23 protein-coding genes are annotated in these 19,904 nt (G+C 69.0%); 10 read left to right on the top strand and 13 right to left on the bottom strand.

The window, feature by feature from the left end; genetic code table 11:
- Positions 1 to 334 precede the first annotated feature (334 nt).
- From ACODRX_RS22515 to gcl, 3 genes are all read right to left on the bottom strand, one after another.
- The gene (locus ACODRX_RS22515) at positions 335 to 1,255 is read right to left on the bottom strand and encodes a 2-hydroxy-3-oxopropionate reductase (protein ID WP_488873776.1); all 921 of its coding nucleotides are present in this window, start codon (positions 1,253 to 1,255) and stop codon (positions 335 to 337) included.
- A gap of 52 nt (positions 1,256 to 1,307) precedes the next feature.
- A complete protein-coding gene (gene hyi / locus ACODRX_RS22510; protein WP_488873775.1) occupies positions 1,308 to 2,087 on the bottom strand; it encodes a hydroxypyruvate isomerase in 780 nt (259 codons plus the stop codon).
- Between the two features lie 79 nt (positions 2,088 to 2,166).
- The gene (gene gcl / locus ACODRX_RS22505) at positions 2,167 to 3,957 is read right to left on the bottom strand and encodes a glyoxylate carboligase (RefSeq protein WP_488873774.1); all 1,791 of its coding nucleotides are present in this window, start codon (positions 3,955 to 3,957) and stop codon (positions 2,167 to 2,169) included.
- 139 nt (positions 3,958 to 4,096) lie between these two features.
- Between gcl and ACODRX_RS22500 the strand changes: the two genes are divergently transcribed.
- Positions 4,097 to 5,011 carry a LysR family transcriptional regulator gene (locus tag ACODRX_RS22500; RefSeq protein WP_488873773.1) on the top strand — a complete coding sequence of 305 codons (915 nt, stop codon included), beginning with the start codon at positions 4,097 to 4,099 and terminating at the stop codon, positions 5,009 to 5,011.
- A 267-nt stretch (positions 5,012 to 5,278) separates the two neighbouring features.
- Here ACODRX_RS22500 and ACODRX_RS22495 read toward each other — a convergent pair whose 3' ends face one another.
- Complete coding sequence (locus ACODRX_RS22495; protein WP_488873772.1) at positions 5,279 to 6,673, bottom strand: glycerate kinase type-2 family protein; 1,395 nt, start codon at positions 6,671 to 6,673, stop codon at positions 5,279 to 5,281.
- A gap of 104 nt (positions 6,674 to 6,777) precedes the next feature.
- Here ACODRX_RS22495 and rlmB point away from each other — a divergent pair, with 104 nt between their 5' ends.
- From rlmB to ACODRX_RS22475, 4 genes are all read left to right on the top strand, one after another.
- A complete protein-coding gene (rlmB, locus tag ACODRX_RS22490; protein ID WP_488873771.1) occupies positions 6,778 to 7,536 on the top strand; it encodes a 23S rRNA (guanosine(2251)-2'-O)-methyltransferase RlmB in 759 nt (252 codons plus the stop codon).
- A gap of 106 nt (positions 7,537 to 7,642) precedes the next feature.
- Positions 7,643 to 8,122 (top strand): helix-turn-helix domain-containing protein, encoded by a 480-nt coding sequence (locus ACODRX_RS22485; RefSeq protein WP_488873770.1) that lies wholly within the window; start codon positions 7,643 to 7,645, stop codon positions 8,120 to 8,122.
- A complete protein-coding gene (locus tag ACODRX_RS22480) occupies positions 8,122 to 8,304 on the top strand; it encodes a hypothetical protein (protein WP_488873769.1) in 183 nt (60 codons plus the stop codon). Before ACODRX_RS22485 ends, ACODRX_RS22480 begins: the two co-directional genes overlap by 1 nt.
- A gap of 7 nt (positions 8,305 to 8,311) precedes the next feature.
- A complete protein-coding gene (locus ACODRX_RS22475; RefSeq protein WP_488873768.1) occupies positions 8,312 to 8,734 on the top strand; it encodes a VapC50 family PIN domain-containing toxin in 423 nt (140 codons plus the stop codon).
- Between the two features lie 27 nt (positions 8,735 to 8,761).
- Here ACODRX_RS22475 and ACODRX_RS22470 read toward each other — a convergent pair whose 3' ends face one another.
- Entirely contained in the window at positions 8,762 to 9,661 is a 900-nt protein-coding gene (locus tag ACODRX_RS22470; protein WP_488873767.1) for a LysR family transcriptional regulator, read from the bottom strand.
- Positions 9,662 to 9,766: 105 nt separating this feature from the next.
- Here ACODRX_RS22470 and ACODRX_RS22465 point away from each other — a divergent pair, with 105 nt between their 5' ends.
- From ACODRX_RS22465 to ACODRX_RS22455, 3 genes are all read left to right on the top strand, one after another.
- Positions 9,767 to 10,777, top strand: a complete 1,011-nt coding sequence (locus ACODRX_RS22465; protein WP_488873766.1) for a tripartite tricarboxylate transporter substrate binding protein — start codon at positions 9,767 to 9,769, stop codon at positions 10,775 to 10,777.
- 132 nt (positions 10,778 to 10,909) lie between these two features.
- On the top strand, positions 10,910 to 11,866 hold the full coding sequence (locus ACODRX_RS22460) for an NADPH:quinone oxidoreductase family protein (RefSeq protein WP_488873778.1): 957 nt from the start codon (positions 10,910 to 10,912) through the stop codon (positions 11,864 to 11,866).
- Positions 11,863 to 13,005, top strand: coding sequence for a CaiB/BaiF CoA transferase family protein (locus ACODRX_RS22455; protein WP_488873765.1), 1,143 nt, complete (start codon positions 11,863 to 11,865; stop codon positions 13,003 to 13,005). The genes ACODRX_RS22460 and ACODRX_RS22455 overlap by 4 nt, the downstream gene beginning before the upstream one ends.
- Positions 13,006 to 13,026: 21 nt before the next feature.
- Here ACODRX_RS22455 and ACODRX_RS22450 read toward each other — a convergent pair whose 3' ends face one another.
- From ACODRX_RS22450 to ACODRX_RS22425, 6 genes are all read right to left on the bottom strand, one after another.
- Positions 13,027 to 13,500, bottom strand: a complete 474-nt coding sequence (locus ACODRX_RS22450; protein ID WP_488873764.1) for an SRPBCC family protein — start codon at positions 13,498 to 13,500, stop codon at positions 13,027 to 13,029.
- Positions 13,501 to 13,525: 25 nt separating this feature from the next.
- Positions 13,526 to 14,968 carry a DHA2 family efflux MFS transporter permease subunit gene (locus ACODRX_RS22445; RefSeq protein WP_488873763.1) on the bottom strand — a complete coding sequence of 481 codons (1,443 nt, stop codon included), beginning with the start codon at positions 14,966 to 14,968 and terminating at the stop codon, positions 13,526 to 13,528.
- A 7-nt stretch (positions 14,969 to 14,975) separates the two neighbouring features.
- The gene (locus ACODRX_RS22440; RefSeq protein WP_488873762.1) at positions 14,976 to 15,323 is read right to left on the bottom strand and encodes a GFA family protein; all 348 of its coding nucleotides are present in this window, start codon (positions 15,321 to 15,323) and stop codon (positions 14,976 to 14,978) included.
- Between the two features lie 13 nt (positions 15,324 to 15,336).
- Positions 15,337 to 15,723 carry a VOC family protein gene (locus ACODRX_RS22435; RefSeq protein ID WP_488873761.1) on the bottom strand — a complete coding sequence of 129 codons (387 nt, stop codon included), beginning with the start codon at positions 15,721 to 15,723 and terminating at the stop codon, positions 15,337 to 15,339.
- Between the two features lie 68 nt (positions 15,724 to 15,791).
- The gene (locus ACODRX_RS22430; protein WP_488873760.1) at positions 15,792 to 16,445 is read right to left on the bottom strand and encodes a dihydrofolate reductase family protein; all 654 of its coding nucleotides are present in this window, start codon (positions 16,443 to 16,445) and stop codon (positions 15,792 to 15,794) included.
- Between the two features lie 16 nt (positions 16,446 to 16,461).
- A complete protein-coding gene (locus ACODRX_RS22425) occupies positions 16,462 to 16,896 on the bottom strand; it encodes a VOC family protein (protein ID WP_488873759.1) in 435 nt (144 codons plus the stop codon).
- Positions 16,897 to 17,075: 179 nt separating this feature from the next.
- Here ACODRX_RS22425 and ACODRX_RS22420 point away from each other — a divergent pair, with 179 nt between their 5' ends.
- Both ACODRX_RS22420 and ACODRX_RS22415 read left to right on the top strand, forming a co-directional pair.
- Positions 17,076 to 17,711, top strand: coding sequence for a TetR/AcrR family transcriptional regulator (locus ACODRX_RS22420; protein WP_488873758.1), 636 nt, complete (start codon positions 17,076 to 17,078; stop codon positions 17,709 to 17,711).
- 3 nt (positions 17,712 to 17,714) lie between these two features.
- Positions 17,715 to 18,485: an SIR2 family NAD-dependent protein deacylase gene (locus tag ACODRX_RS22415; RefSeq protein ID WP_488873757.1), complete on the top strand. Its 771-nt coding sequence runs from the start codon at positions 17,715 to 17,717 to the stop codon at positions 18,483 to 18,485.
- A gap of 118 nt (positions 18,486 to 18,603) precedes the next feature.
- Here ACODRX_RS22415 and ACODRX_RS22410 read toward each other — a convergent pair whose 3' ends face one another.
- Both ACODRX_RS22410 and ACODRX_RS22405 read right to left on the bottom strand, forming a co-directional pair.
- Positions 18,604 to 19,206: a chromate transporter gene (locus tag ACODRX_RS22410; protein WP_488873756.1), complete on the bottom strand. Its 603-nt coding sequence runs from the start codon at positions 19,204 to 19,206 to the stop codon at positions 18,604 to 18,606.
- Entirely contained in the window at positions 19,203 to 19,841 is a 639-nt protein-coding gene (locus ACODRX_RS22405; RefSeq protein ID WP_488873755.1) for a chromate transporter, read from the bottom strand. Before ACODRX_RS22405 ends, ACODRX_RS22410 begins: the two co-directional genes overlap by 4 nt.
- Positions 19,842 to 19,904: the final 63 nt, after the last annotated feature.

The following is a 19,904-nucleotide window of genomic DNA, read 5'->3' as shown; positions in this document are numbered from 1 at the left end:
CGCCGGGGCGAGTCCCGGCCTCCGGCCTCAAAACAAGGCCCTGCGCTTGCCCGCTACGCGGGGGCTCCCGAGGAGCTCATGCCGTTCACTGGCCTAAGTGAACGGCATTACTCCGAGAGGGGGCCGCTTTTTGCCTTGGGGCGGCCCGGCGGAAAAATGGCACCCCACGCTCCCCACTGCGTGTGGTCGCTGCCCCTCCGAGAGGGGGGCGCTTTTTGCCTTGGGGCGGCCCGGCGGCAAAAAAAATCGCCCGCAGGCCCAGGCCCGTCAGGCGATTCCAAGCGGAGAAACTCGCGTTGTTATCCGGTGTCAGCTCGCTGCGAGAGGATGCTTCTTACGCCTTTTGACCCACTTCGAAGTTGGCCATGAATTCCAGCGCCCGCACCATGCCCGAGTGGTCCCAGGCCGCGCCGCCGTGGGCCACGCAGGTGCTGAACAGCTGCTGGGCGTTGGCGGTGTTGGGCAGGGCCATGCCCAGGTCCTTGGCGGCGGCCAGCGCCAGGTTCAGGTCCTTCTGGTGCAGCGCGATGCGAAAGCCCGGATCGAACGTGCGCTTGATCATGCGTTCGGCATGCACTTCGAGGATCTTGCTGGAGGCAAAGCCGCCCAGCAGGGCCTGGCGCACGCGCTCGGGGTCGGCGCCGGCGCGCGATGCGAACAGCAGCGCTTCGGCGGCGGCCTCGATGTTCAGCGCCACGATGATCTGGTTGGCCACCTTGGCGGTCTGGCCGTCGCCGTTGCCGCCGACCAGGGTGATGTTCTTGCCCATCAGCTGGAACAGGGGCTTGACGCGCTCGAACACCGCATCGTCGCCGCCGACCATGATGGACAGCGTGGCGTTCTTGGCACCCACCTCGCCGCCGGACACGGGCGCGTCCAGATAGTCGGCGCCCAGGTCGTTGATGCGCTTGGCGAAGCCCTTGGTGGCCACCGGCGAGATGGAGCTCATGTCCACCACCACCTTGCGGCCGCCTTCGGACTTGCTGGCTTTGAGGCCTTCGGCCACGCCGCCTTCGGCGAACAGGGCCTCTTCCACGTTGTGCGTGTCGGGCACCATGGTGATGATGATGTCGGCGCGCTCGGCCACGCTCTTGCCGCTGGTGCACTTGGTGGCCGGGCCGCTGGCGATGTCATCGGGCAGCTTGCCGTGGGTGAACACGAACACGTTGTGGCCGGCGCTGATCAGGTGCTGGCACATGGGGGCGCCCATGATGCCCAGGCCGATGAAGCCGATTTTCAGGGGGGAGTTGGTCATGCTGGTCTCCTTCAATGTCGAAAGACGGTGGAATAAAAACTGTGGCCAAGGATCAGGCGGTCAGCGCCTTGCGCCAGCCCAGGCCTGCCTCGGTGGTGGTCGCGGGCTTGTACTCGCAGCCGATCCAGCCGCTGTAGCCGATGCGGTCCAGGTGCTTGAACAGGAAGGGGTAGTTCAGCTCGCCGGTGCCGGGCTCGTTGCGGCCGGGGTTGTCGGCCAGCTGGATGTGGCCGATGCGCGCCAGGTGCTTGGCCACGGTGTTGGCGATCTCGCCCTCCACGCGCTGGGCGTGGTAGATGTCGTACTGCACGAACAGGTTGGGCGCGCCCACTTCGTCGATCAGCGACAGCGCCTCGTCGGTGCGGTTGAGGTAGAAGCCGGGAATGTCGAAGGGGTTGATCGGCTCGATCAGCAGGCGCAGGCCGGCTTCGTGCAGCTGGGCCGCGGCATAGCGCAGGTTCTCCACCGTGGTGCGGCGCAGCTCGGCATCGGACACGCCGGCCGGGCGCTTGCCCACCAGGCAGTTGAGCTGCGGCGTGCCCAGCACCTTGGCATAGCGGATCGCGGTGGCCACGCCGGCGCGGAATTCCTCCACGCGGGCCGGGTCGCAGGCGATGCCGCGGTCGCCGCCGTCCCAGTCGCCGGCGGGCAGGTTGTGCAGCGCCAGGGTCAGCTGGTGCTTGGTGAGCTGCTCCTTCACCTGCTCGGGCTCGAAGGCATAGGGGAAGAGGAACTCCACCGCCTCGAAGCCGGCGGCCGCGGCGCGGCCGAAGCGTTCGAGGAAGGGCGCCTCGGTGAAGAGCATGGTGAGGTTGGCGGCAAAACGGGGCATGTCTGATTTCTCCGAAAGAATGATCTAGTTATGAAAGCGGGGCATGGAGCAAGCCATGCCCTCGCGGGTGTCGCAACAGTTAGTCAAGCATGGCCAGCGCGCTGGGCACGTCGATGGAGCCGGCGGCCAGCTCCTCGAACTCGATCACGTTGTCGATCTCGGCGCCCATGGAGATGTTGGTCACGCGCTCCAGGATGCACTCGATGACCACCGGGGTCTGGTGCTCGGCCATCCAGGCCTCGGCCTGCTCCATGGCGGCGGCGAAATCGTCCGGCTTGGTGACGCGGATGGCCTTGCAGCCCAGGCCTTCGACCACCTTGACGTGGTCCACGCCATAGCCGCGGGACTGCTCGCCCTCGGGCATGTTGATGTTGTCGAACGCCAGCTGCACGCAGTAGTCGATCGAGAAGGCGCGCTGTGCCTGGCGGATGAGGCCCAGGTAGCTGTTGTTGACCAGCACATGCACATAGGGCAGCTTGAATTGCGCGCCCACGGCCAGCTCTTCGATCATGAACTGGAAGTCGTAGTCGCCCGACAGCGCGACGATCTTGCGCTTGGGATCGGCCACGCGCACGCCCAGCGCGGCGGGAATGGTCCAGCCCAGCGGGCCCGCCTGGCCGCAGTTGATCCAGTGGCGCGGCTTGTACACATGCAGGAACTGCGCGCCGGCGATCTGCGACAGGCCGATGGTGGACACATAGGTGGTGTCCTTGTCCAGGCTGCGGTTCATGCACTGGTACACGCGCTGGGGCTTCATCGGCACGTTGTCGAAATTGGTCTTGCGCAGGAATTCCACGCTGTTCTTGCGGGCCTGGCATTCGAGCAGCCAGGCGCTGCGGTCGCGCAGCTTGCCGGCGGCGCGCCACTCGCGGGCCACCTCGACGAAGAGCTTGAGCGCGGCGCCGGCGTCGGAGACGATGCCCAGGTCGGGCGAGAACACGCGGCCGATCTGGGTGGGCTCGATGTCGACGTGCACGAACTTGCGGCCCTTGGTGTAGACCTCGACCGAGCCGGTGTGGCGGTTGGCCCAGCGGTTGCCGATGCCCAGCACGAAGTCGGAAGCCAGCATGGTGGCGTTGCCGTAGCGGTGGCTGGTCTGCAGGCCGCACATACCCACCATCTGCGGGTGGTCGTCGGGGATGGTGCCCCAGCCCATCAGCGTGGGAATCACCGGCACGCCGATGGCTTCGGCGAACTCGACCAGCGCGGCCGAGGCATCGGCGTTGATGATGCCGCCGCCAGCCACGATCAGCGGGCGCTCGGATTCATTGAGCATCGCCAGCGCCTTCTCGATCTGGGCGCGGCTGGCTGCCGGCTTGTAGGCGGGCAGGGGTTCGTAGGTGTCGATGTCGAATTCGATCTCGGCCAGCTGCACGTCGATCGGCAGGTCGATCAGCACCGGGCCGGGGCGGCCGGAGCGCATCAGGTGAAAGGCCTGCTGGAAGGCGCGGGGCACCTGGGCGGGCTCCAGCACGGTGGTGGCCCACTTGGCCACCGGCTTGGCGATGGAGGCGATGTCCACGGCCTGGAAGTCTTCCTTGTGCAGGCGGGCGCGGGGTGCCTGGCCGGTGATGCACAGGATCGGGATCGAGTCGGCGCTGGCCGAGTACAGGCCGGTGATCATGTCGGTGCCGGCCGGGCCGCTGGTGCCGATGCACACGCCGATGTTGCCGGCCACCGCACGGGTGTAGCCCTCGGCCATGTGGCTGGCGCCCTCGACGTGGCGCGCCAGGATGTGGCCGATGCCGCCGTGGTTCTTCATCGCCGCGTACAGCGGGTTGATGGCTGCGCCGGGCACGCCGAACGCGACCGTGACGCCTTCTTTTTCCAGAACCGCGACCGCTGCCTCGATTGCCTTCATCTTTGCCATGGATGGTCTCCTGAAGTTGATAGATTGCTGATGGATTGGTTGTGACTGTAGGCAGCGGCGGCACTTGTGGGAATCCACAGGGAGACCATAAAATCTATTCCCGTCAAGAATAAGTAAAGCGCTCAAGGGGGACACGCTTATGGATCGGCTCGATGCAATGCAGATGTTTGTGCGCGTGGTGGAAACCGGCAGTTTCACCCGCGTGGCACAGGAGTTCCAGACCACCCAGCCCACGGTCACCAAACAGATCAGCGCGCTGGAGACGCGCCTGCGGGTGCGGCTGCTCAACCGCAACACGCGCGGCGTCAGCGTGACCGAGCCGGGCGCGCTGTACTACGAGCGCTGCAAGGACATCGTGGGCAGTCTGGCCGAGGCGGACGACCTGGTGCGCAGCAGCCAGCAGCATGTGCGCGGCCAGCTGCGCGTGGGCAGCTCGGTGGCCTTCGGGCGGCGCGTGATCGTGCCGCTGGTGATGGACTTCATGGCCGAGAACCCCGACGTGCACATCGACCTGAGCTTCGAGGACCGCTACACCGACCTGGTGGCGCAGGGCATCGACGTGGCGATCCGCCTCGGGCGGCTGGCTGACTCGAACCTGGGCGCGCGCATGCTGGGCTTCAACCCCTGGCTGCTGGTGGCGTCGCCGCGCTACCTGGAGCAGCACGGCACGCCAAAGAAGCCGCAGGACCTGAAGGACCACCATGCGCTGATCTACAGCAGCGTGCAGGGCGACGACATCTGGCGCCTGTCGGGCGCGGGCGGCGAGGTGGTGTCGGTGCGCGTGGCCGGGCGGCTGCGCTCCAACAACCTGTCGGCGCTGCTGGCCGCGGCCCGCGCCGACATGGGCATTGCCGCGCTGCCGCGCTATGTGGCGGTGGAGTCGCTGGCCAGCGGCAGCGTGGTCGAGGTGCTCAAGAGCAGCCGCCTGCCCGAGCAGGAGATGCACGCGGTCTTCCCCTCGCCGCGCCTGGTGCCCCAGAAGGTGCAGGCGCTGATCGCCTTCCTGCAGCCGCGCTTTGCCGAGCAGTGGTGGGACCGGCTGCCGAAGGTGTGAGCTAGGGCCTGTTCACACAAATACGGGGTCGCGCAAGCCCGACAGGGCTGTCAATGCTAGGCACGCGACGCCGTGCGTGTGCCCACCCGCACAAGGAGCGTAACGACGCAGTGGCGGCCCTGCCGGACTTGCCCGAAGGGTTGAGCCCTCTTGGGCGGTCTGCTGCGTTGCTGTCTCTTGCAAGGTACCTACCTTGCTGCGGGCCAGCGCCTTGCAGCCCATCCCAAGAGGACTCAACGCGATCCCCGTGCTTTGTGTGAACAGGCCCTAGAGCACCAGGATCGCCCGGAAGTCGTTCACGTTGGTGTGCGTCGGCCCGCTGATGAGCAGGTCGCCCAGCGGCAGGAAGAAGCCGTAGGAGTCGTTGCGGTCCAGGTAGGCATCGAGCTTGAGGCCGGCGGCGCGCGAGCGGGCCAGCGTGTCGGGCGTGACCACCGCGCCGGCATTGTCCTCCACGCCGTCAATGCCGTCGGTGTCGGCCGCCAGCGCCCAGATGCCGGCGGCTCCCTGCAGCGCCTGGGCCAGGCCCATGCAGAACTCGGCGGCGCGGCCGCCACGGCCGCGCGGCGTGCCCGGCGCCTGCGGGCGCACCGTCACGGTGGTTTCGCCGCCCGACAGGATCACGCAGGGCCTGGCAAACGGCTGGCCATGCAAGCCGACCGCGCGCGCCAGCGCCGCATGCACCTTGCCCACCTCGCGCGATTCGCCCTCGATCTCGTCGCTGAGCACATGGGCCGCCAGGCCCGCTGCGCGCGCTGCCTCGGCGGCGGCCTGCAGCGACTGCTGCGGCGCGGCGATGACATGCACGCTCTGGCCGGCGAAGCAGGCATCGCCGGGCTTGGGCGTTTCGAGCGCGCCACTTTGCAGCTGCGCGCGGATGGTCGCCGGCACCTCGATGCGGTAGCGCTCGAGAATGGCCAGCGCGTCGGCGCAGCTGGTCTCGTCGGGCACCGTGGGGCCGCTGGCGATCACCGAAGGGTCATCGCCCGGCACGTCGCTGATGCTGAGCGTCACCACCCGGGCCGGCGCGCAGGCCGCGGCCAGCCGCCCGCCCTTGATGCGCGAGAGGTGCTTGCGCACGCAGTTCATCTCGCCGATGGCCGCGCCGCTCTCCAGCAGCGCGCGGTTGATGCGCTGCTTGTCTTCCAGCGTCAGCCCCTCGGCGGGCAGCGACAGCAGCGCCGAGCCGCCGCCCGAGATCAGGCAGATCACCAGGTCGTCCTCGGTCAGCCCTTCGGTGAGCGCCAGGATGCGCTCGGCCGCCTGCATGCCGGCCGCGTCGGGCACGGGGTGCGAGGCCTCGACCACCTCGATGCGCTGCGCCAGGCCCTCGGGCCGCGGCGGCGTGTGGTGGTAGCGGGTGACCACCAGGCCCGACAGCGGCGCCTCGGCCGGCCACAGCGCCTCCAGCGCGTGCGCCATCGAGCCGCCGGCCTTGCCGGCGCCCAGCACCAGGGTGCGGCCCTTGGGTACGGCGGGCAGGTGGGCGCGGATGCCTTCGAGCGGCAGCGCGCAGCGCACGGCGGCGTGGTAGAGGTGCTGCAGGAAGGCGAGCGGCTCGTCTTGCGGCTGGCGCGCGGCGCCCAGCGGGGCATGCACGTCCACGTGGTGGGCGGCGATGGGGGCGGCGGCGGATGCCAAGGAGGGGTCAGGTGTCGTCATGGCCCGCAAGCGTGACAGAACTGGCTGCGCTTGCCAAGGGCCATGGGGGGCGCGGAATAAATCTTATGCGGCGCCAGGAGCCCCAGCAGGGATAATGTCGCCCCATGTCATCCCCCAAAGTGTTGTTCGGCTTTCACGCCGTGGGCGTGCGCCTGAAGACCGCCCCCCAGTCCATCGTCGAGGTTTATTTCGAGGCCACGCGCCGCGATGCGCGCATGCGCCAGTTCCTGGAGCGCGCGAAGGAGGCCGGGGTGCGCCTGATCGAGGCCGACGCCCCGCGCATCGCCAAGCTGGCGGGCAGCCATGGCCACCAGGGCGTGGCCGCGCGCGTGACGGAGGTCAAGGACACGCGCACGCTCGATGAGCTGCTCGACGACCTGGAGGCCGAGGGCGTGGCGGCGCCGCTGCTGCTGGTGCTCGATGGCGTGACCGACCCGCACAACCTGGGCGCCTGCCTGCGCGTGGCTGATGGCGCGGGCGTGCATGCGGTGATCGCGCCCAAGGACCATGCGGCCGGCATCAACGCCACCGTGGCCAAGGTGGCCAGCGGCGCGGCCGAGACGGTGCCTTACTTCATGGTGACCAACCTGGCGCGCACGCTCAAGGAGCTCAAGGAGCGCAACATCTGGGTGATAGGCACCAGCGGCGATGCCGACAAGCACCTCTACCAGATGGACCTGAGCGGCCCCACCGCCCTGGTGCTGGGCGCCGAGGGCGACGGCATGCGCCAGCTCACGCGCAAGACCTGCGACGAGCTGGTGCGCATACCGATGCAGGGCGCGGTGGAGAGCCTGAACGTGTCGGTCGCCAGCGGCGTATGCCTGTACGAGGCACTGCGCCAGCGCACGGTGAAAAGCGCCTGAAAGGCATCTGAGAGGGGGCGTCCTGCCCAATGGTCGTTTCGGAAATTTCGAGTATTTCGAGTTTGGGCTATACTGATTCCGGCACTGAATCTCAAAGAGGCGGATCATGAGCACGAAGCAAACCATGCCCGGGCGGGCGCGCAGGCGGGAAGCCGCAACGGTGGCGGCCAAGGCCAAGGCAGGGACTGCCTTGCCTGTGGTCAGGGTGTCGTTTTCCGTCGATCCCTTGGTGGCGATCATTCAGCGGCACGTCAAAATCAGCGAGAGGGCGCGCCAGGCCATTGCGCGCGATTTGACCGATGCCCTGGAGCACGCATCGGTGGATATGGATGTTCGGCAGCCGCCCGCTGGCGCTGAGGACCCCATTCTCACCACCGAAGAGGCTGCCCAGCTTCTCAAAGTCAGCCGCCCCTTCGTCGTCAAGTTGATCGACTCGGGCGCCGTGGCCCTGGACAAAAAGGTCGGCAACCAGCGCCGCGTGCGGCGCAGTGCCGTGCTTCACTGGCAGCGGAGCGAGCGTTTGCGGCAGGCAAAGGCGCTCAGGCGCTTGGCGAAAGATTTGGATGAGGAGATTTTCCCATCGTAGTGCGGCCGGTTGTCGCGGATGCGGATACGCTGTTTCCGGCGACGACCCGTGGCCTGCTGATCTATCTGGACTTTGCCGGCTTGATCCGGCTGCACTGGTCGCAGATGATCCTCGGCGAGCTTGCCCGCGCACTGGTTGAGACCGGCCGCAAGAAAACCCCTCGAAGACGCGAAGGCGCATGAGGCGCGCATGCAAGATGCCCTGCCTCATGCGCTGGTCGCTATCCAGGACGTCCAGGCCCGGTTCTCGGGTGTCGTGCATGCGGTTCGCTCGGCCAAGGACATCCATGTAGCGGCGTGTGCATACCAGGTGATCATGGCCGGCGCCTACGCGGCCCCCGAGGGGATTGCGCTGGTGACTCGCAATATCAAGGATTTTCGCAAAGGCGAACTCGCCAGGCTGGGTATTGGACTGAGAACGCCGGATGAATTTCTTGCCATGCTATTCCAGAGCGAGCCTCATGCCTTCAGCGCCGCATTCCGGGATTTCCGTATGGATCTGAGTTCTCGCCCGCGGCCGCAAGACCTGCTTGAGCGGATGCGCAGAGATGGGCTGGAAAAGACGGTTGAGGCCATGGGCGGTGCGTTTCAATCCGCAGCCGTCAATCTGTAGCACATCAACGTTTCGTGCTTGGCAGCGCTAGAACTCCCGCCCCGCGCACCAGGCCACGGCCAGGTCGCGGAACTCCTGCGCCAGCGGGGGCAGGGCGGCCTGCTGGCGCCACAGCACGCCGAGGCGGTGCTGCCAGTGGAAGTCGCTGCCTTCCAGCGCGCACAGGCCCAGTCCCGCGGGCTGCGCCAGCATGGCGGTGGAGGCGATGCCCAGCAGGTCGCTGCGCTGCAGCAGCGCGGCAAAGCTGGCGGGCGTGTCGGCGCTTTCGACGATGACGCTGGGCTCGCCCAGGCGGTGCGCCGCCAGCCGGGCGTCGAGCCAGCGGCGCAGCAGCATGTCGCGGCTGGGCAGGGCCCATTGCTCGCCGTCCAGGTCGGCCAGCCGGCGAAAGCGCGCGAGCCGCGGATGGCCCTGGCGCGCCACCACGCTGATGCGCAGCTGGCCCAGCGGCAGCTGCGCCAGCCCCGGCGCCAAGCTGTCGGGCAGCGCGACGCAGGCCAGATCGAGGTGGCCGTCCTCCAGCCGCTCGACCAGCCGGCTGCTGAGTTCGCTCTCGAAGCGAAAGCGTGCCAGCGGGCGCGTGGGCAGAAAGCTCGCGATCAGCGGCGACAGCAGCGCATGGGTCAGCACCGGCAGCACGCCGATGCGCAGCAGCCCGCTGGTGGCGGCACGCTGCTGCGCCATGCTGGCCTGGATGTCGTTGCATACCGCCGACAGCTGGCGCGCGTGCGCCAGCAATTGCGCACCGGCCGCGGTGGGCAGCGTGCCGCGCGCGCTGCGTTCGAGCAGCGCCACGCCGAATTCGGCCTCCAGCCGGCCCACGGTCTTGGACAGCGCCGACTGTGTGCTGCCCAGCCGATTCGCGGCGCGCGAGAGCTGGCCGGCGTCGCAGATCAGGGCAAAGGCTTGCAGGTCTTCGAGGCGCATGCGGGGTGTGCTTGAGGGGAATGGCTTTGTGCTTGGTGGGAATGCATTATGCGGTGCCCGCTGCCTACACTGGCCCGCACCACAAGACAAGCAGGAGACACACCCATGGCGATTTCCCTGTCGCGCCGCGCCGCCTTGGCGCTGGCCTTCGCATCCGTATCTGGATCCGTGCTCGGCGGCGCCGCCGCGCACGCGGCGGCTGACGCTGGCCGGCTGCCCGATTTTCCCAGCCGTCCCATCACCATCGTCGTGCCGTCGCCGGCGGGCAATGTGAACGATGCGGTGGCGCGGCTGATCGGCCAGGAGCTGCAGGCCGCCTGGGGCCAGCCCGTGGTGGTCGAGAACCGGCCCGGCGCGGGCACCATCACCGGCACCAGGTACGTGGCCGGCGCGCCCAAGGACGGGCATACGCTGCTGCTGACCTTCACCGCCCATGTGCAGAACCCGGCGCTGTTCAAGAACCCAGGCTACGACCCGGTCAAGGATTTCGCTGCGGTGAGCGAGGTGGCGCTGTCGAGCGTGATCCTTGCGGCCTCGCCCGAGTTCGAGCCCAAGACGGTGGCCGAGATCGTGCAATGGGTGAAGGCCCGCCCCGGCGAGCTGGCCTATGGCTCCTACGGCGTGGGCACCACCGGGCATATCCTGGGCGAGCTGTTCAAGCGCGAGGCCGGGCTGCAGCTCACGCATGTGGCCTACAAGGGCGGGGCGCCGCTGGCCAACGACCTGGTGGCCGGCCACGTCAAGTTTGGCTGGATCGCGGTGGGCACGGCCATGCCGCTGATCAAGGCGGGGCGCCTGCGGCCGGTGGCGTTCGCCGGGGCGCAGCGCTCCGAGCTGCTGCCCGAGGTGCCCACGCTGCGGGAGCAGGGCCTGCGGGGCTTCGAGCCCGACGCCTGGATGGGGCTGCTGGCGCCGGCGGGCACGCCAGCGCCGCGCATCGATGCGCTGTCGGCGCAGGTGGCGCGTATCGTCAAAAAGCCCGAGATGGCGCGGCGCATGCACGAGCTGAACCTGGTGCCGGTGGGCAGCACCGCGGCTCAGTTCCAGGCCAAGCTAGCCTCCGACCTGCAGACCTGGTCGCGCGCCATCCGCGAGCTGGGCATCACCGCTGAATAGGGGTAGCCCATGGATGCCTTGATGCAAGAACCCGTGGCCCTGCCCGGTAGCGCGCAGCGCGCGGCGCCGGGCGCTGCCCAGGCCTATGACGGCCTGGTATGCGAGCACTGGTGCGACTGGCGTGAGCTGGCCATGCAACGCCTGGCGCGCCGGCCGCTGGCGCCGGGCCAGGTGCGCCTGGCGGTGCACCATGCCGGGGTGGGCTTTGCGCTCAAGCTCTTCGTCGCCGGCCAGTACCAGCGCAAGCCGCCGCTGCCCTTCGTGCCGGGCACCGAGGCGGCGGGCGTGGTGATCGAGGTGGGCGCGGGCGTGGCGCAGCTGGCGCCCGGCCAGCGCGTGGCCGCGGCGCTCGACTGGGGCGCCTTCGCGCAGGAGGCGGTGGTATCGGCCGATACCGTGTACCCGCTGCCGCAGGCGCTGCCGCTGGCCCTGGCTGCCGCCTTGCCCATCACCTATGGCACCGCCTGGGCGGCGCTCGAATGGCGCGCCAGGCTGCAGCCGGGCGAGGTGCTGCTGGTGCACGGCGCCAGCGGCGCGCTGGGCATGGCCGCGGTGCAGATCGGCCGGGCCCTGGGCGCGACGGTGATCGCCACCGCCAGCACCGAGGCCAAGCGCATTGCCGCACAGGCCAATGGCGCGCACCATGCGTTGCCGGCCGCTGCCGCAGAGCTGGCCGCCGCGGTGAAGGCGCTGACCGGCGGGCGCGGCGCGGACGTGGTGTTCGACCCGGTGGGCGGTGAGCTGTTCGATGCCTCGCTGCGCTGCACCGCGCCCGGCGGGCGCATGCTGTGCATAGGCTTTGCCAGCGGCCGTATCGCCCAGGTGCCGGCCAACCTGCTGCTGGTCAAGAATATTGCGCTCATCGGCTTCAACTACGGCCTGTACATCGGCTGGGGCCTGGCCGACGAACGCCGCCGCCATGCCCCGGCGGTGCAGGCGCTGATGGCGCGGCTGTTCGAGGCCGTGGCCAGCGGGCGCATGCCGGCGCCGATGACCGAGCATTTCCCGTTCGCCGACTGGCGCACGGCCGTAGAGACGACGATGGAGCGCCGCGCCATCGGCAAGGTGATCTTGGATATGCAGCCATGAGCGAGCCACACGTTTTTTCCACAGCCGAGGACGCATTGCCGCTGGCCGGCCTGCGCGTGCTCGACCTGAGCCAGGGCATTGCCGGCCCCTACTGCGGCCTGATGCTGCGCCAGCAGGGCGCGCGGGTGACCAAGGTCGAGCCGCCGCAGGGCGACTGGAGCCGCCAGATGGGGCGCAGCAAGAGTGGGCTGTCGGCCATCTTCATGGCCTGCAATGCCGGCAAGCAGGGCCTGTGCCTGGACGCGGCCACGCCCGAGGGCCGCGCGCAGCTGCAGCGCCTGGCCGCCGATGCCGACGTGATCGTGCAGAACTACCGCCCGGGCGTGGCCGAGCGCATGGGCGTGGGCTGGGCGGAGCTGTCGGCGCGCAAGCCCGCGCTGGTCTATGTCTCCATCAGCGGCTGGGGAAGCAGCGGCCCCATGGCCCATGTGCCCACGCTCGATACCACCATGCAGGCGGCCAGCGGCATGATGCATGCCAACCGTGGCGACGACGGCCGGCCGCGCCGCATCGGCCTGTACCTGGTGGACTACGCCACCGGCCTGTATGCGGCCCAGGCCACGCTGGCGGCGCTGCTGCGCCAGGCGCGCAGCGGGCGCGGACGGCATGTGGAGGTGGCCATGCTGCAGGCCGCCGCGGTGCTGCAGAACTACCTGAGCATCGATGCCGCAATGTTCCCGCAGCAGCAGGGCGGCGCCTTCAATGCGCCGACCGGGCTGTTCGACACGGCAGACGGCCGCCAGCTCTACGTGAGCATGCTCAACGACGCGATGTTCCTGCGCCTGGCGCGGGCGCTGGGGATGGACGGCTGGATCGCCGATGCCAGTCTGCACGCGAGCAGCGGGCGGCTGCCCCGCGCGCAGGCGCTGAACCAGGCCCTGGCCGACCGCCTGGCGCAGGGCACGCTGGCGCACTGGAGCGAGCTGCTGGCGCGGCACGACATCTTGTTCGCGCCGCTGCGCAGCCCGGGCGAGCTGCCGCAGGACGCGCAGGCGCGGCACCTGAAGGTGTTCGCCGAGCAGCTGGTGCCCGGCGTGGGCACAGTGCCCCTGGCCGGGCTGCCCGGTGGCGCGGGCACTGTGCCGCTGGAGCCGGCGCCCCGGCTGGGCCAGCACAATGCCGAGCTGCTGGGCGCCTGAGCTGCGCGCTCTGCGCGCTTTCTACAGCGTGGCAGCCAGCGCCGCGAGCTGGTCGGCGCACTGGCCCCAGCCGGTGTGAAAGCCCATGGCCTCGTGCTGCTGGCGGGCCTCTTCGCTCCAGTGGCGAGCGATGGCGGTGTAGCGCGTGTGCGCGCCCTCGGGCTCGAAGCTGACGATGGCGGTGAAGAAGGGCTTGGCGCTGGGCACCCAGCCGGCGGCACATCCGGCAATATAGGCATCGGTGAACACGATGCGGCGGTTGGGCACCACTTCGAGGTATACGCCAGCATTGGGGTATTCGTTGCCATCGGGGTCGCGCATCACGATCAGGCTGGCGCCGCCGGGGCGCACATCGACCTCGGCGCGCGCGATGGTCCAGGGCTTGGGCACGAACCACCGCGGGATCAGCTGCGCATCGGTCCAGCAGCGAAAGAGCTTGTCGGCCGGCGCGGCGATCAGGCGTTCGAGCGCCAGGTCATTGGGGTGGCGGGTCATGGTGTGTCTCCTGGTTTCAAGCCAGTTAATGGGTGGCCAGCGGGGCTTCGCCAGCCTTGAGATCCGCGCGCAGCACGGTGGCGCCCAGCACCGCGGCCAGCAGGGCAAACAGCGCGCCTGCGCCGAAGGCCCACTGGTAGCCACCATGCAGCGCGGCCAGGGCGTCGGTGCCTCCGGCTGCAAGCTGGGTGGTACGGGCGGCGGCCAGGCTGGCCAGCACGGCCAGGCCTAGTGCGCCGCCGAGCATGAACGAGGTATTGACCAGGCCTGAGGCCAGGCCCGCGTCGGCGGGCGAGACATCGTGCATGGCGGCCATGAGCATGGGGTTGAACGCAATGCCCGCCCCTAGGCCCAGCAACAGCATGCCGGGCAGCACGTCGATCCAGAAGCTGGTCGATTCGCCGGCCGTGGGGGCGCGCGCAAACAGCAGCAATCCCAGCATGGCCAGCAGCAGGCCCGCAGCCAGCGGGGCGCGGATGCCGAAGCGCATCACCAGCTTGGCCGACCAGCCCAGCGACAGCGCCGCCATCACCAGGTTGGCCGGCAGAAAGGCCAGGCCCACCTGCATGGGCGTATAGCCCAGCACCTGCTGCAGGTACAGCGCCGACATGAAGAACCACGCGAACATGCCGGCCGACCACAGCACGGCGCAGATGTTGGACACGCTGATGTTGCGCAGCCTGAACAGCGTCAGCGGCACCAGCGGATGGGCCGAGCGCGACTCGATGACGAGAAAGAGCGCCATCAACATGGCGCCGGCGCCCAGCAGGCCCAGCGTCTGCGCCGAGCCCCAGCCTGCCTCGTTGCCGCCGACCACGCCGTAGACGGCGAGCATCAGCGACAGCGTTACCGTGGCTGCGCCCGTCACGTCCAGCCGCTCGCCACTGCCCATGGCGGATGCGACGGGCAGCAGCGCCCGGCTGGCAAGGTACACGGCCACGCCGACCGGCAGGTTGACCAGGAATATCCAGTGCCAGCCCACGCTGGTCAACAGGCCGCCGAGCAGTACGCCCAGGCTGCCGCCGCCTGCGCAGACGAAGCCATACACACCCATGGCACGGGCGCGCTCGTCGGTTTCGGTGAACAGGTTCATGATGAGCGACAGGGCCACGGCCGACACCACGGCGCCGCCCAGCCCCTGGATGGCGCGCGCCGCTACCAGCACTTGCTGCGACGGCGCCAGCCCGCAGGCCAGCGAGGCCAGCGTGAAGAACGCCAACCCGGCGAGGAACATGCGGCGTTGGCCGTACAGGTCGCCCAGCCGCCCGCCCAGCAGCAGGCAGCCGCCGAAGGTGAGCATATAGGCATTGACCACCCACACCAGCGAGGTTTCGGTAAAGCCCAGGTCGGCGCGGATCGAGGGCAGGGCGACGTTGACGATGGTGCTGTCCAGCACGATCATCAGCTCGCCCTGGCACAGCACGATCAGCGCCAGCCAGCGGTGTCGGGAGTGGGCCGCGGCATCCATGAGGCGCTTAGGCCGAGCGGCCGTCGTAGTGGCGCACGGCAATGGCGTCGAGGTCGGCATCTTCCACGCAGCGCATGTTGATGGCTGCCATGGCGGTGCCCTGGGGACTGATGCCTTCGCCATAGAGATGGATGCCGCAATGGGGGCAGAAGCGGTGGCGGATGACGTGCTTGTGGAAGGTGTAGGTGCTACTGCCGTCCTCGGGCGTGAGCAGCTTGAGGTTTTCGCGCGGCGTGAACCACAGCAGCGAGCCGCGCCGCCGGCACATGGAGCAGTTGCATGCCAGCACCTCGCTGACTTCGCCCTCGAAGGTGAATGCGTTCTTGCCGCAATGGCAGCTTGCTTGGTATTGCATGGTGCAGGGAGTGTTACTGCATGGAGTGCAGGCCAATCAGGTTGCCCTCGGTATCCTGCACGATCGCGCAGTGACCGTAGGGGCCGATGGAGAACTTGGCGCGGTGGACCTGGCCGCCGGCTGCCTCCACGCGTGCTTGCTCCACGCTGCAATCCTCGCAGAAGAAGTACACCATGGTGCCTCCGCCGCCAGAGGGCATTCCCTCCATCTGCACCAGCATGCCGCCGCTGCCGGGCGCATCCATGACCATGGGGAAGGACAGCATGCGCGTGCTCCCGGGCATGCCGTCGGGCACGGCCAGCGGCTCCAGCGCGCATTGGAAGACCGCTTCGTAGAACCTGCGCGCGCGCTCCATGTCCTTCACGTAGATCTCGAACCAGACGACGGGATTGGGTTTCATGATGATCATCCTTTCAACGACCGAGAAAGGAGGCGCCTTGCCGGCGGACCCTCCGCTGCAAACGGTGCTCAGGCGCCGCGGCGCCGGATCACCACATGGGTAGCCTGCTCTGAGGCTACGGATTGGGCGCATTCGTATCCCAGGGCCGGCAGGTCGATGCCCTGGAACAGGTGCTCGCCGCGGCCCAGCAGCACGGGCGCGATGGCGAGGTGCAGCTCGTCGATCAGGCCCGCGCGCAGGTATTGCCGCACGGTGCCGACGCCGCCGCCGATGCGCACGTCGCGCGGGCCGGCCGCGGCGCGCGCCAGCTCCAGCGCCTCGTGGATGCCGCCGGTGACGAAGTGAAAGCTGGTGCCGCCCGCCATCTCCAGCGGCGGGCGCGCATGGTGCGTCAGCACAAAGGCCGGCACGTGGTAGGGTGGGTTGTCGCCCCACCAGCCTCTCCAGCGCTCATCGGGCCAGGGGCCGCGCACCGGGCCGAACATGTTGCGCCCGAGAATCCAGGCGCCGATATTGCGAAAGCCGCGCGCGGCGAAATCGTCATCCAGCCCCGTGGTGCCGTCGGCGGCGCCCAGCACCTGCCGCTGGAAGCTGCGCGTGGGAAACACCCACCGGTGCAGATCCATGCCGCCCTCGCCCAAGGGGTGATCCAGGTTCTGGTTCGGGCCGGCCCCGTATCCGTCCAGCGAGATGGAGAAGCTGGCAACGCGTACCTGTGCCATGGCAGTCCTTGCTGGCTCAGCCTTGCTGCACGTTGACCATCCACGGCGTGCCGAAGTGGTCCTTGACCATGCCGAAGCCGGGCGACCAGAAGGTCTTGGCGAACGGCATCACGACCTGCCCGCCCGGTGCCAGCGCATCGAAGTAGCGTTGGCCCTCGGCCGCGTCGGCGGCCTGGATCGAGACCCACAGCCCCTGGGCGGGCTGGTAGCCGCCGCAGGTGGCGTCGGCGCCGGGCATCGCGTCCGAGCCCATCAGCGACTGGTCCTTGACCTGCAGGTGCACGTGCATGATGCGCTGCCTGGCCGATTCGGGTATCGGCGGCATGCCTTCGTGCGCCGGCATCTCGCCGAAAGTGCCCTGGTAAACGATGCTGCCGCCGAACAGCTGGGCATAGAAGGCAAAGGCCTCGGCGCAGTTGCCGTCGAAGTTGAGGTAGGGGGTGAATTGCATGAAGGTCTCCTGGCTCGGGTGGGTGGCTCGATGGCCCGATTGATGTGTACAGCGTTCACTTATTATGGGGAATAAAATGGACGCTGTCCACATTGAAATGCCGCTGGTTGGTGACAGCTTGTGAAGATTCGGTTTTACCAAGCCTCGCCACATTCTCCAGCGGTATTCCTTCAGCACTCATGAGTTCATCCCGACCGAGAAAAACCTACCACCATGGAGATTTGCGCCAGGCCCTGGTGCAGGCCGGGCTGGAGCTGGCGCGCGCCGGCGGCCCCGAGGCCGTCGTGCTGCGCGAGGCCACGCGCCGCGCCGGCGTGGCGCCCAATGCCGCCTACCGGCATTTTGCCAACCGCGAGGCGCTGTTCGATGCGGTGCGCGCCGCGGCGCTGGGGGCGCTGGCGCTGGCCATCGAGCAGGAAATGGCGGCGGCAAGCGGCATGGCCGATCTGGCGCTGCGTTCGCGCGCATTGCTGGCGGCCGTGGGCCGCGGCTATCTGGGCTTTGCGCAGCGCGAGACTGGGTGGTTCCGCACCGTATTCGCCTGGGGCGCGCACGATGTCGAGGTGCCGCCGGACGTAGCGCGCACCGGGCAGATGGGGCTCAACCCGTTCGAGCTGCTGGGCTATGCGCTCGACGCCATGCGCGACGCCGGCGTGCTCGCGGCCGAGCGCCGGCCCGGCGCCGAGTTCCTGGCCTGGTCGGCGGTGCACGGCATGGCCTTGCTGATGATCGACGGCCCGCTGCGCCACGCCCCGCCCGAGGAGCGCCAGGCGCTGGCCTGGCGCCTGCTGGCGATGGTGGAAGCGGGGATCTGAGCCATGGACACCTATACCTCTGCCGCCTGCATGCTGGCCGCGCAGTGGCTGGGCGCCGCGCGGCGCGTGGCCGTGCTCACCGGCGCGGGCGTGAGCGCCGAATCCGGCGTGCCCACTTTCCGCGATGCGCAGACCGGCTACTGGGCACAGTTTCGCGCCGAGGACATGGCCTCGGAGCCCGGCTTTCTGGCCGATCCCGAGCGGGTGTGGCGCTGGTACCGGCACCGGCGCGCGCTGGTGGCCGCGGTGCGGCCCAATGCCGGGCACCTGGCGCTGGCGCGCTGGCAGCGGCGCCATCCGGGGCGGCTCACGTTGATCACACAGAATGTCGATGGCCTGCACCGGCGGGCGGGCAGCGAGGGCGTGCTGTGCCTGCACGGCGAGCTGATGGCCGACCGCTGGCTGCGGCCCGCGCGGCCCTGCTGCGACCTGGCCCGCGCCAGCGCCGGCGAGCCGCCGCATTGCCCCGGCTGCGGCAACCTGGTGCGCCCGGCGGTGGTCTGGTTTGGCGAGGCGCTGCCGGGCGATGTGCTGCAGCAGGCCTGCGACGCCGTGCAGCAGTGCGAGGTGATGCTGGTTGTTGGTACCTCGGGCCAGGTGTATCCGGCGGCGGGGCTGGCCCACCAGGCCCGCCACAGCGGTGCCCGGGTGGTCATCGTGAATCCGGAGCCGACGGCGCTGGACGATATCGCCGACCTGCGCCTGGCCGGGCCCTCGGCCAGGCTGCTGCCGCTGTTGCTGGAGCCCGGAGAGGATGGCTTGATCGCAGCTTGAGCTTCTGGCGATAGTAAAAATAATAGCTTCAACCGCTTGCCATTCAATGTTTTCCGATAGTTTTATATTGGAAAGCATTGCTGGAAAAGCGCTAGGTGCTCCTGAATAAAAATCCCGCCTATACCCAGCCCAGCGCGCCCAGCAGGGCGCCGGCGCCCAGCAGCCACAGCAGATGCAGCCGGGTGCGCCATACCAGCAGCATCGAGGCCAGCGTGAGCAGCCACAGCCAGGGCGCCTGCTGCAGCGTTCCGTGGGCAGATGCCAGCACGATGGCGGTCGAGAACATCATGCCGATGACCACCGGCGACAGCCCGAGCTTGAAGGCGCGTAGCGCCCGGTGGTTCTGGTAGCGCTGGATCCAGCGCGCGGCCACCATCATCATCGTTGCGGTGGGCAGCACCACGCCCACCATGGTGCAGGCCACCGCGGTTGCGCAGCTCAGCCACACCGTTGCGGTGGAGGCGCCCACGCTGGCGTTCAATCCGATCTGCAGGCCCATCAGCGCCACGAACAGCACGTTGGGGCCGGGCGCCGCCTGGGCGATGGCGATCGCGTTGTTGAACTGCAGCGTGCTCAGCCAGCCTTGCTCGTCGACCAGCACGCGGTGCATGTCGGGCGAGGTGGAGATCGCGCCGCCCACCATCAGCAGCGACATCGACAGGTAGTAGGCGAACAGGTGCAGCCAGTCCGCCGCCTGCATCGAGATCTGCATCGCGTTCATGGCTGCTCTTTCGCCGGCCGCGCGGGCTGGGGCGCGGCCGGCGCCAGCTTGCGGTAGGTCAGCGCATAGCTCAGCCCGCCTATGCCCAGCAGCACCGCGGCCAGCGGCCAGTGCAGCCAGGTCAGCGCCGCCAGCGTGCAGGCGGTCACCGCCAGGCAGATGCGCCAGTGCAGCGGGTGGTGGCCCAGCGACAGCAGCATCTTGCAGGCGGTGCCGGCCACCAGGCCCGCCGCCACCGCGCCCATGCCGCGCACCGCGCCGGCCACCGCCGGCAGGTTGGCCCAGTGGGCATAGAGCAGGGCCAGCCCCAGCACCACCATCAGCGGCACCAGCAGCATGCCCGCCAGCGCCGCCAGCGCGCCGCGCCAGCCGAAATAGCGGTCCCCCAGGCTGATCGACAGGTTGACCACGTTCGCGCCGGGCATGATCTGCGCTACCGCCCAGTCCTCGACGAACTCCTGCGGCGTGAGCCACTGGCGCTTCTCGACCAGCTCGCGCTGCACGATGGCCATCACGCCGCCAAAGCCCTGCAGCGCGATCGTGGTGAAGGTGGTGAAGAGCTGCCAGGGGCTGGCGGGGCCGCGGCGCGATACCGGTGGCTGCGCGGGCGGCGGCGTGGGCGAGGGAGCGGCCATGGACGTGGGCGGATGTTGTGTGCGGCGTGCTGCCGAGATTGTGCTCCCATGGAACGCCCTGGT

The organism is Comamonas sp. FG99 (assembly GCF_057808605.1).
The sequence above is the reverse complement of the archived record's forward strand: the minus strand, read 5'-3'. Positions and strand labels throughout refer to the sequence as shown.

Excerpts from the sequence above, each read along its gene's own strand:
- ACODRX_RS22515 (WP_488873776.1), bottom strand. The coding sequence starts at position 1,255 with ATGACCAACTCCCCCCTGAAAATCGGCTTCATCGGCCTGGGCATCATG.
- hyi (WP_488873775.1), bottom strand. The coding sequence starts at position 2,087 with ATGCCCCGTTTTGCCGCCAACCTCACCATGCTCTTCACCGAGGCGCCC.
- gcl (WP_488873774.1), bottom strand. The coding sequence starts at position 3,957 with ATGGCAAAGATGAAGGCAATCGAGGCAGCGGTCGCGGTTCTGGAAAAA.
- ACODRX_RS22500 (WP_488873773.1), top strand. The coding sequence starts at position 4,097 with ATGGATCGGCTCGATGCAATGCAGATGTTTGTGCGCGTGGTGGAAACC.
- ACODRX_RS22495 (WP_488873772.1), bottom strand. The coding sequence starts at position 6,673 with ATGACGACACCTGACCCCTCCTTGGCATCCGCCGCCGCCCCCATCGCC.
- rlmB (WP_488873771.1), top strand. The coding sequence starts at position 6,778 with ATGTCATCCCCCAAAGTGTTGTTCGGCTTTCACGCCGTGGGCGTGCGC.
- ACODRX_RS22485 (WP_488873770.1), top strand. The coding sequence starts at position 7,643 with ATGAGCACGAAGCAAACCATGCCCGGGCGGGCGCGCAGGCGGGAAGCC.
- ACODRX_RS22475 (WP_488873768.1), top strand. The coding sequence starts at position 8,312 with ATGCAAGATGCCCTGCCTCATGCGCTGGTCGCTATCCAGGACGTCCAG.
- ACODRX_RS22470 (WP_488873767.1), bottom strand. The coding sequence starts at position 9,661 with ATGCGCCTCGAAGACCTGCAAGCCTTTGCCCTGATCTGCGACGCCGGC.
- ACODRX_RS22465 (WP_488873766.1), top strand. The coding sequence starts at position 9,767 with ATGGCGATTTCCCTGTCGCGCCGCGCCGCCTTGGCGCTGGCCTTCGCA.
- ACODRX_RS22460 (WP_488873778.1), top strand. The coding sequence starts at position 10,910 with ATGCAACGCCTGGCGCGCCGGCCGCTGGCGCCGGGCCAGGTGCGCCTG.
- ACODRX_RS22455 (WP_488873765.1), top strand. The coding sequence starts at position 11,863 with ATGAGCGAGCCACACGTTTTTTCCACAGCCGAGGACGCATTGCCGCTG.
- ACODRX_RS22450 (WP_488873764.1), bottom strand. The coding sequence starts at position 13,500 with ATGACCCGCCACCCCAATGACCTGGCGCTCGAACGCCTGATCGCCGCG.
- ACODRX_RS22445 (WP_488873763.1), bottom strand. The coding sequence starts at position 14,968 with ATGGATGCCGCGGCCCACTCCCGACACCGCTGGCTGGCGCTGATCGTG.
- ACODRX_RS22440 (WP_488873762.1), bottom strand. The coding sequence starts at position 15,323 with ATGCAATACCAAGCAAGCTGCCATTGCGGCAAGAACGCATTCACCTTC.
- ACODRX_RS22435 (WP_488873761.1), bottom strand. The coding sequence starts at position 15,723 with ATGAAACCCAATCCCGTCGTCTGGTTCGAGATCTACGTGAAGGACATG.
- ACODRX_RS22430 (WP_488873760.1), bottom strand. The coding sequence starts at position 16,445 with ATGGCACAGGTACGCGTTGCCAGCTTCTCCATCTCGCTGGACGGATAC.
- ACODRX_RS22425 (WP_488873759.1), bottom strand. The coding sequence starts at position 16,896 with ATGCAATTCACCCCCTACCTCAACTTCGACGGCAACTGCGCCGAGGCC.
- ACODRX_RS22420 (WP_488873758.1), top strand. The coding sequence starts at position 17,076 with ATGAGTTCATCCCGACCGAGAAAAACCTACCACCATGGAGATTTGCGC.
- ACODRX_RS22415 (WP_488873757.1), top strand. The coding sequence starts at position 17,715 with ATGGACACCTATACCTCTGCCGCCTGCATGCTGGCCGCGCAGTGGCTG.
- ACODRX_RS22410 (WP_488873756.1), bottom strand. The coding sequence starts at position 19,206 with ATGAACGCGATGCAGATCTCGATGCAGGCGGCGGACTGGCTGCACCTG.
- ACODRX_RS22405 (WP_488873755.1), bottom strand. The coding sequence starts at position 19,841 with ATGGCCGCTCCCTCGCCCACGCCGCCGCCCGCGCAGCCACCGGTATCG.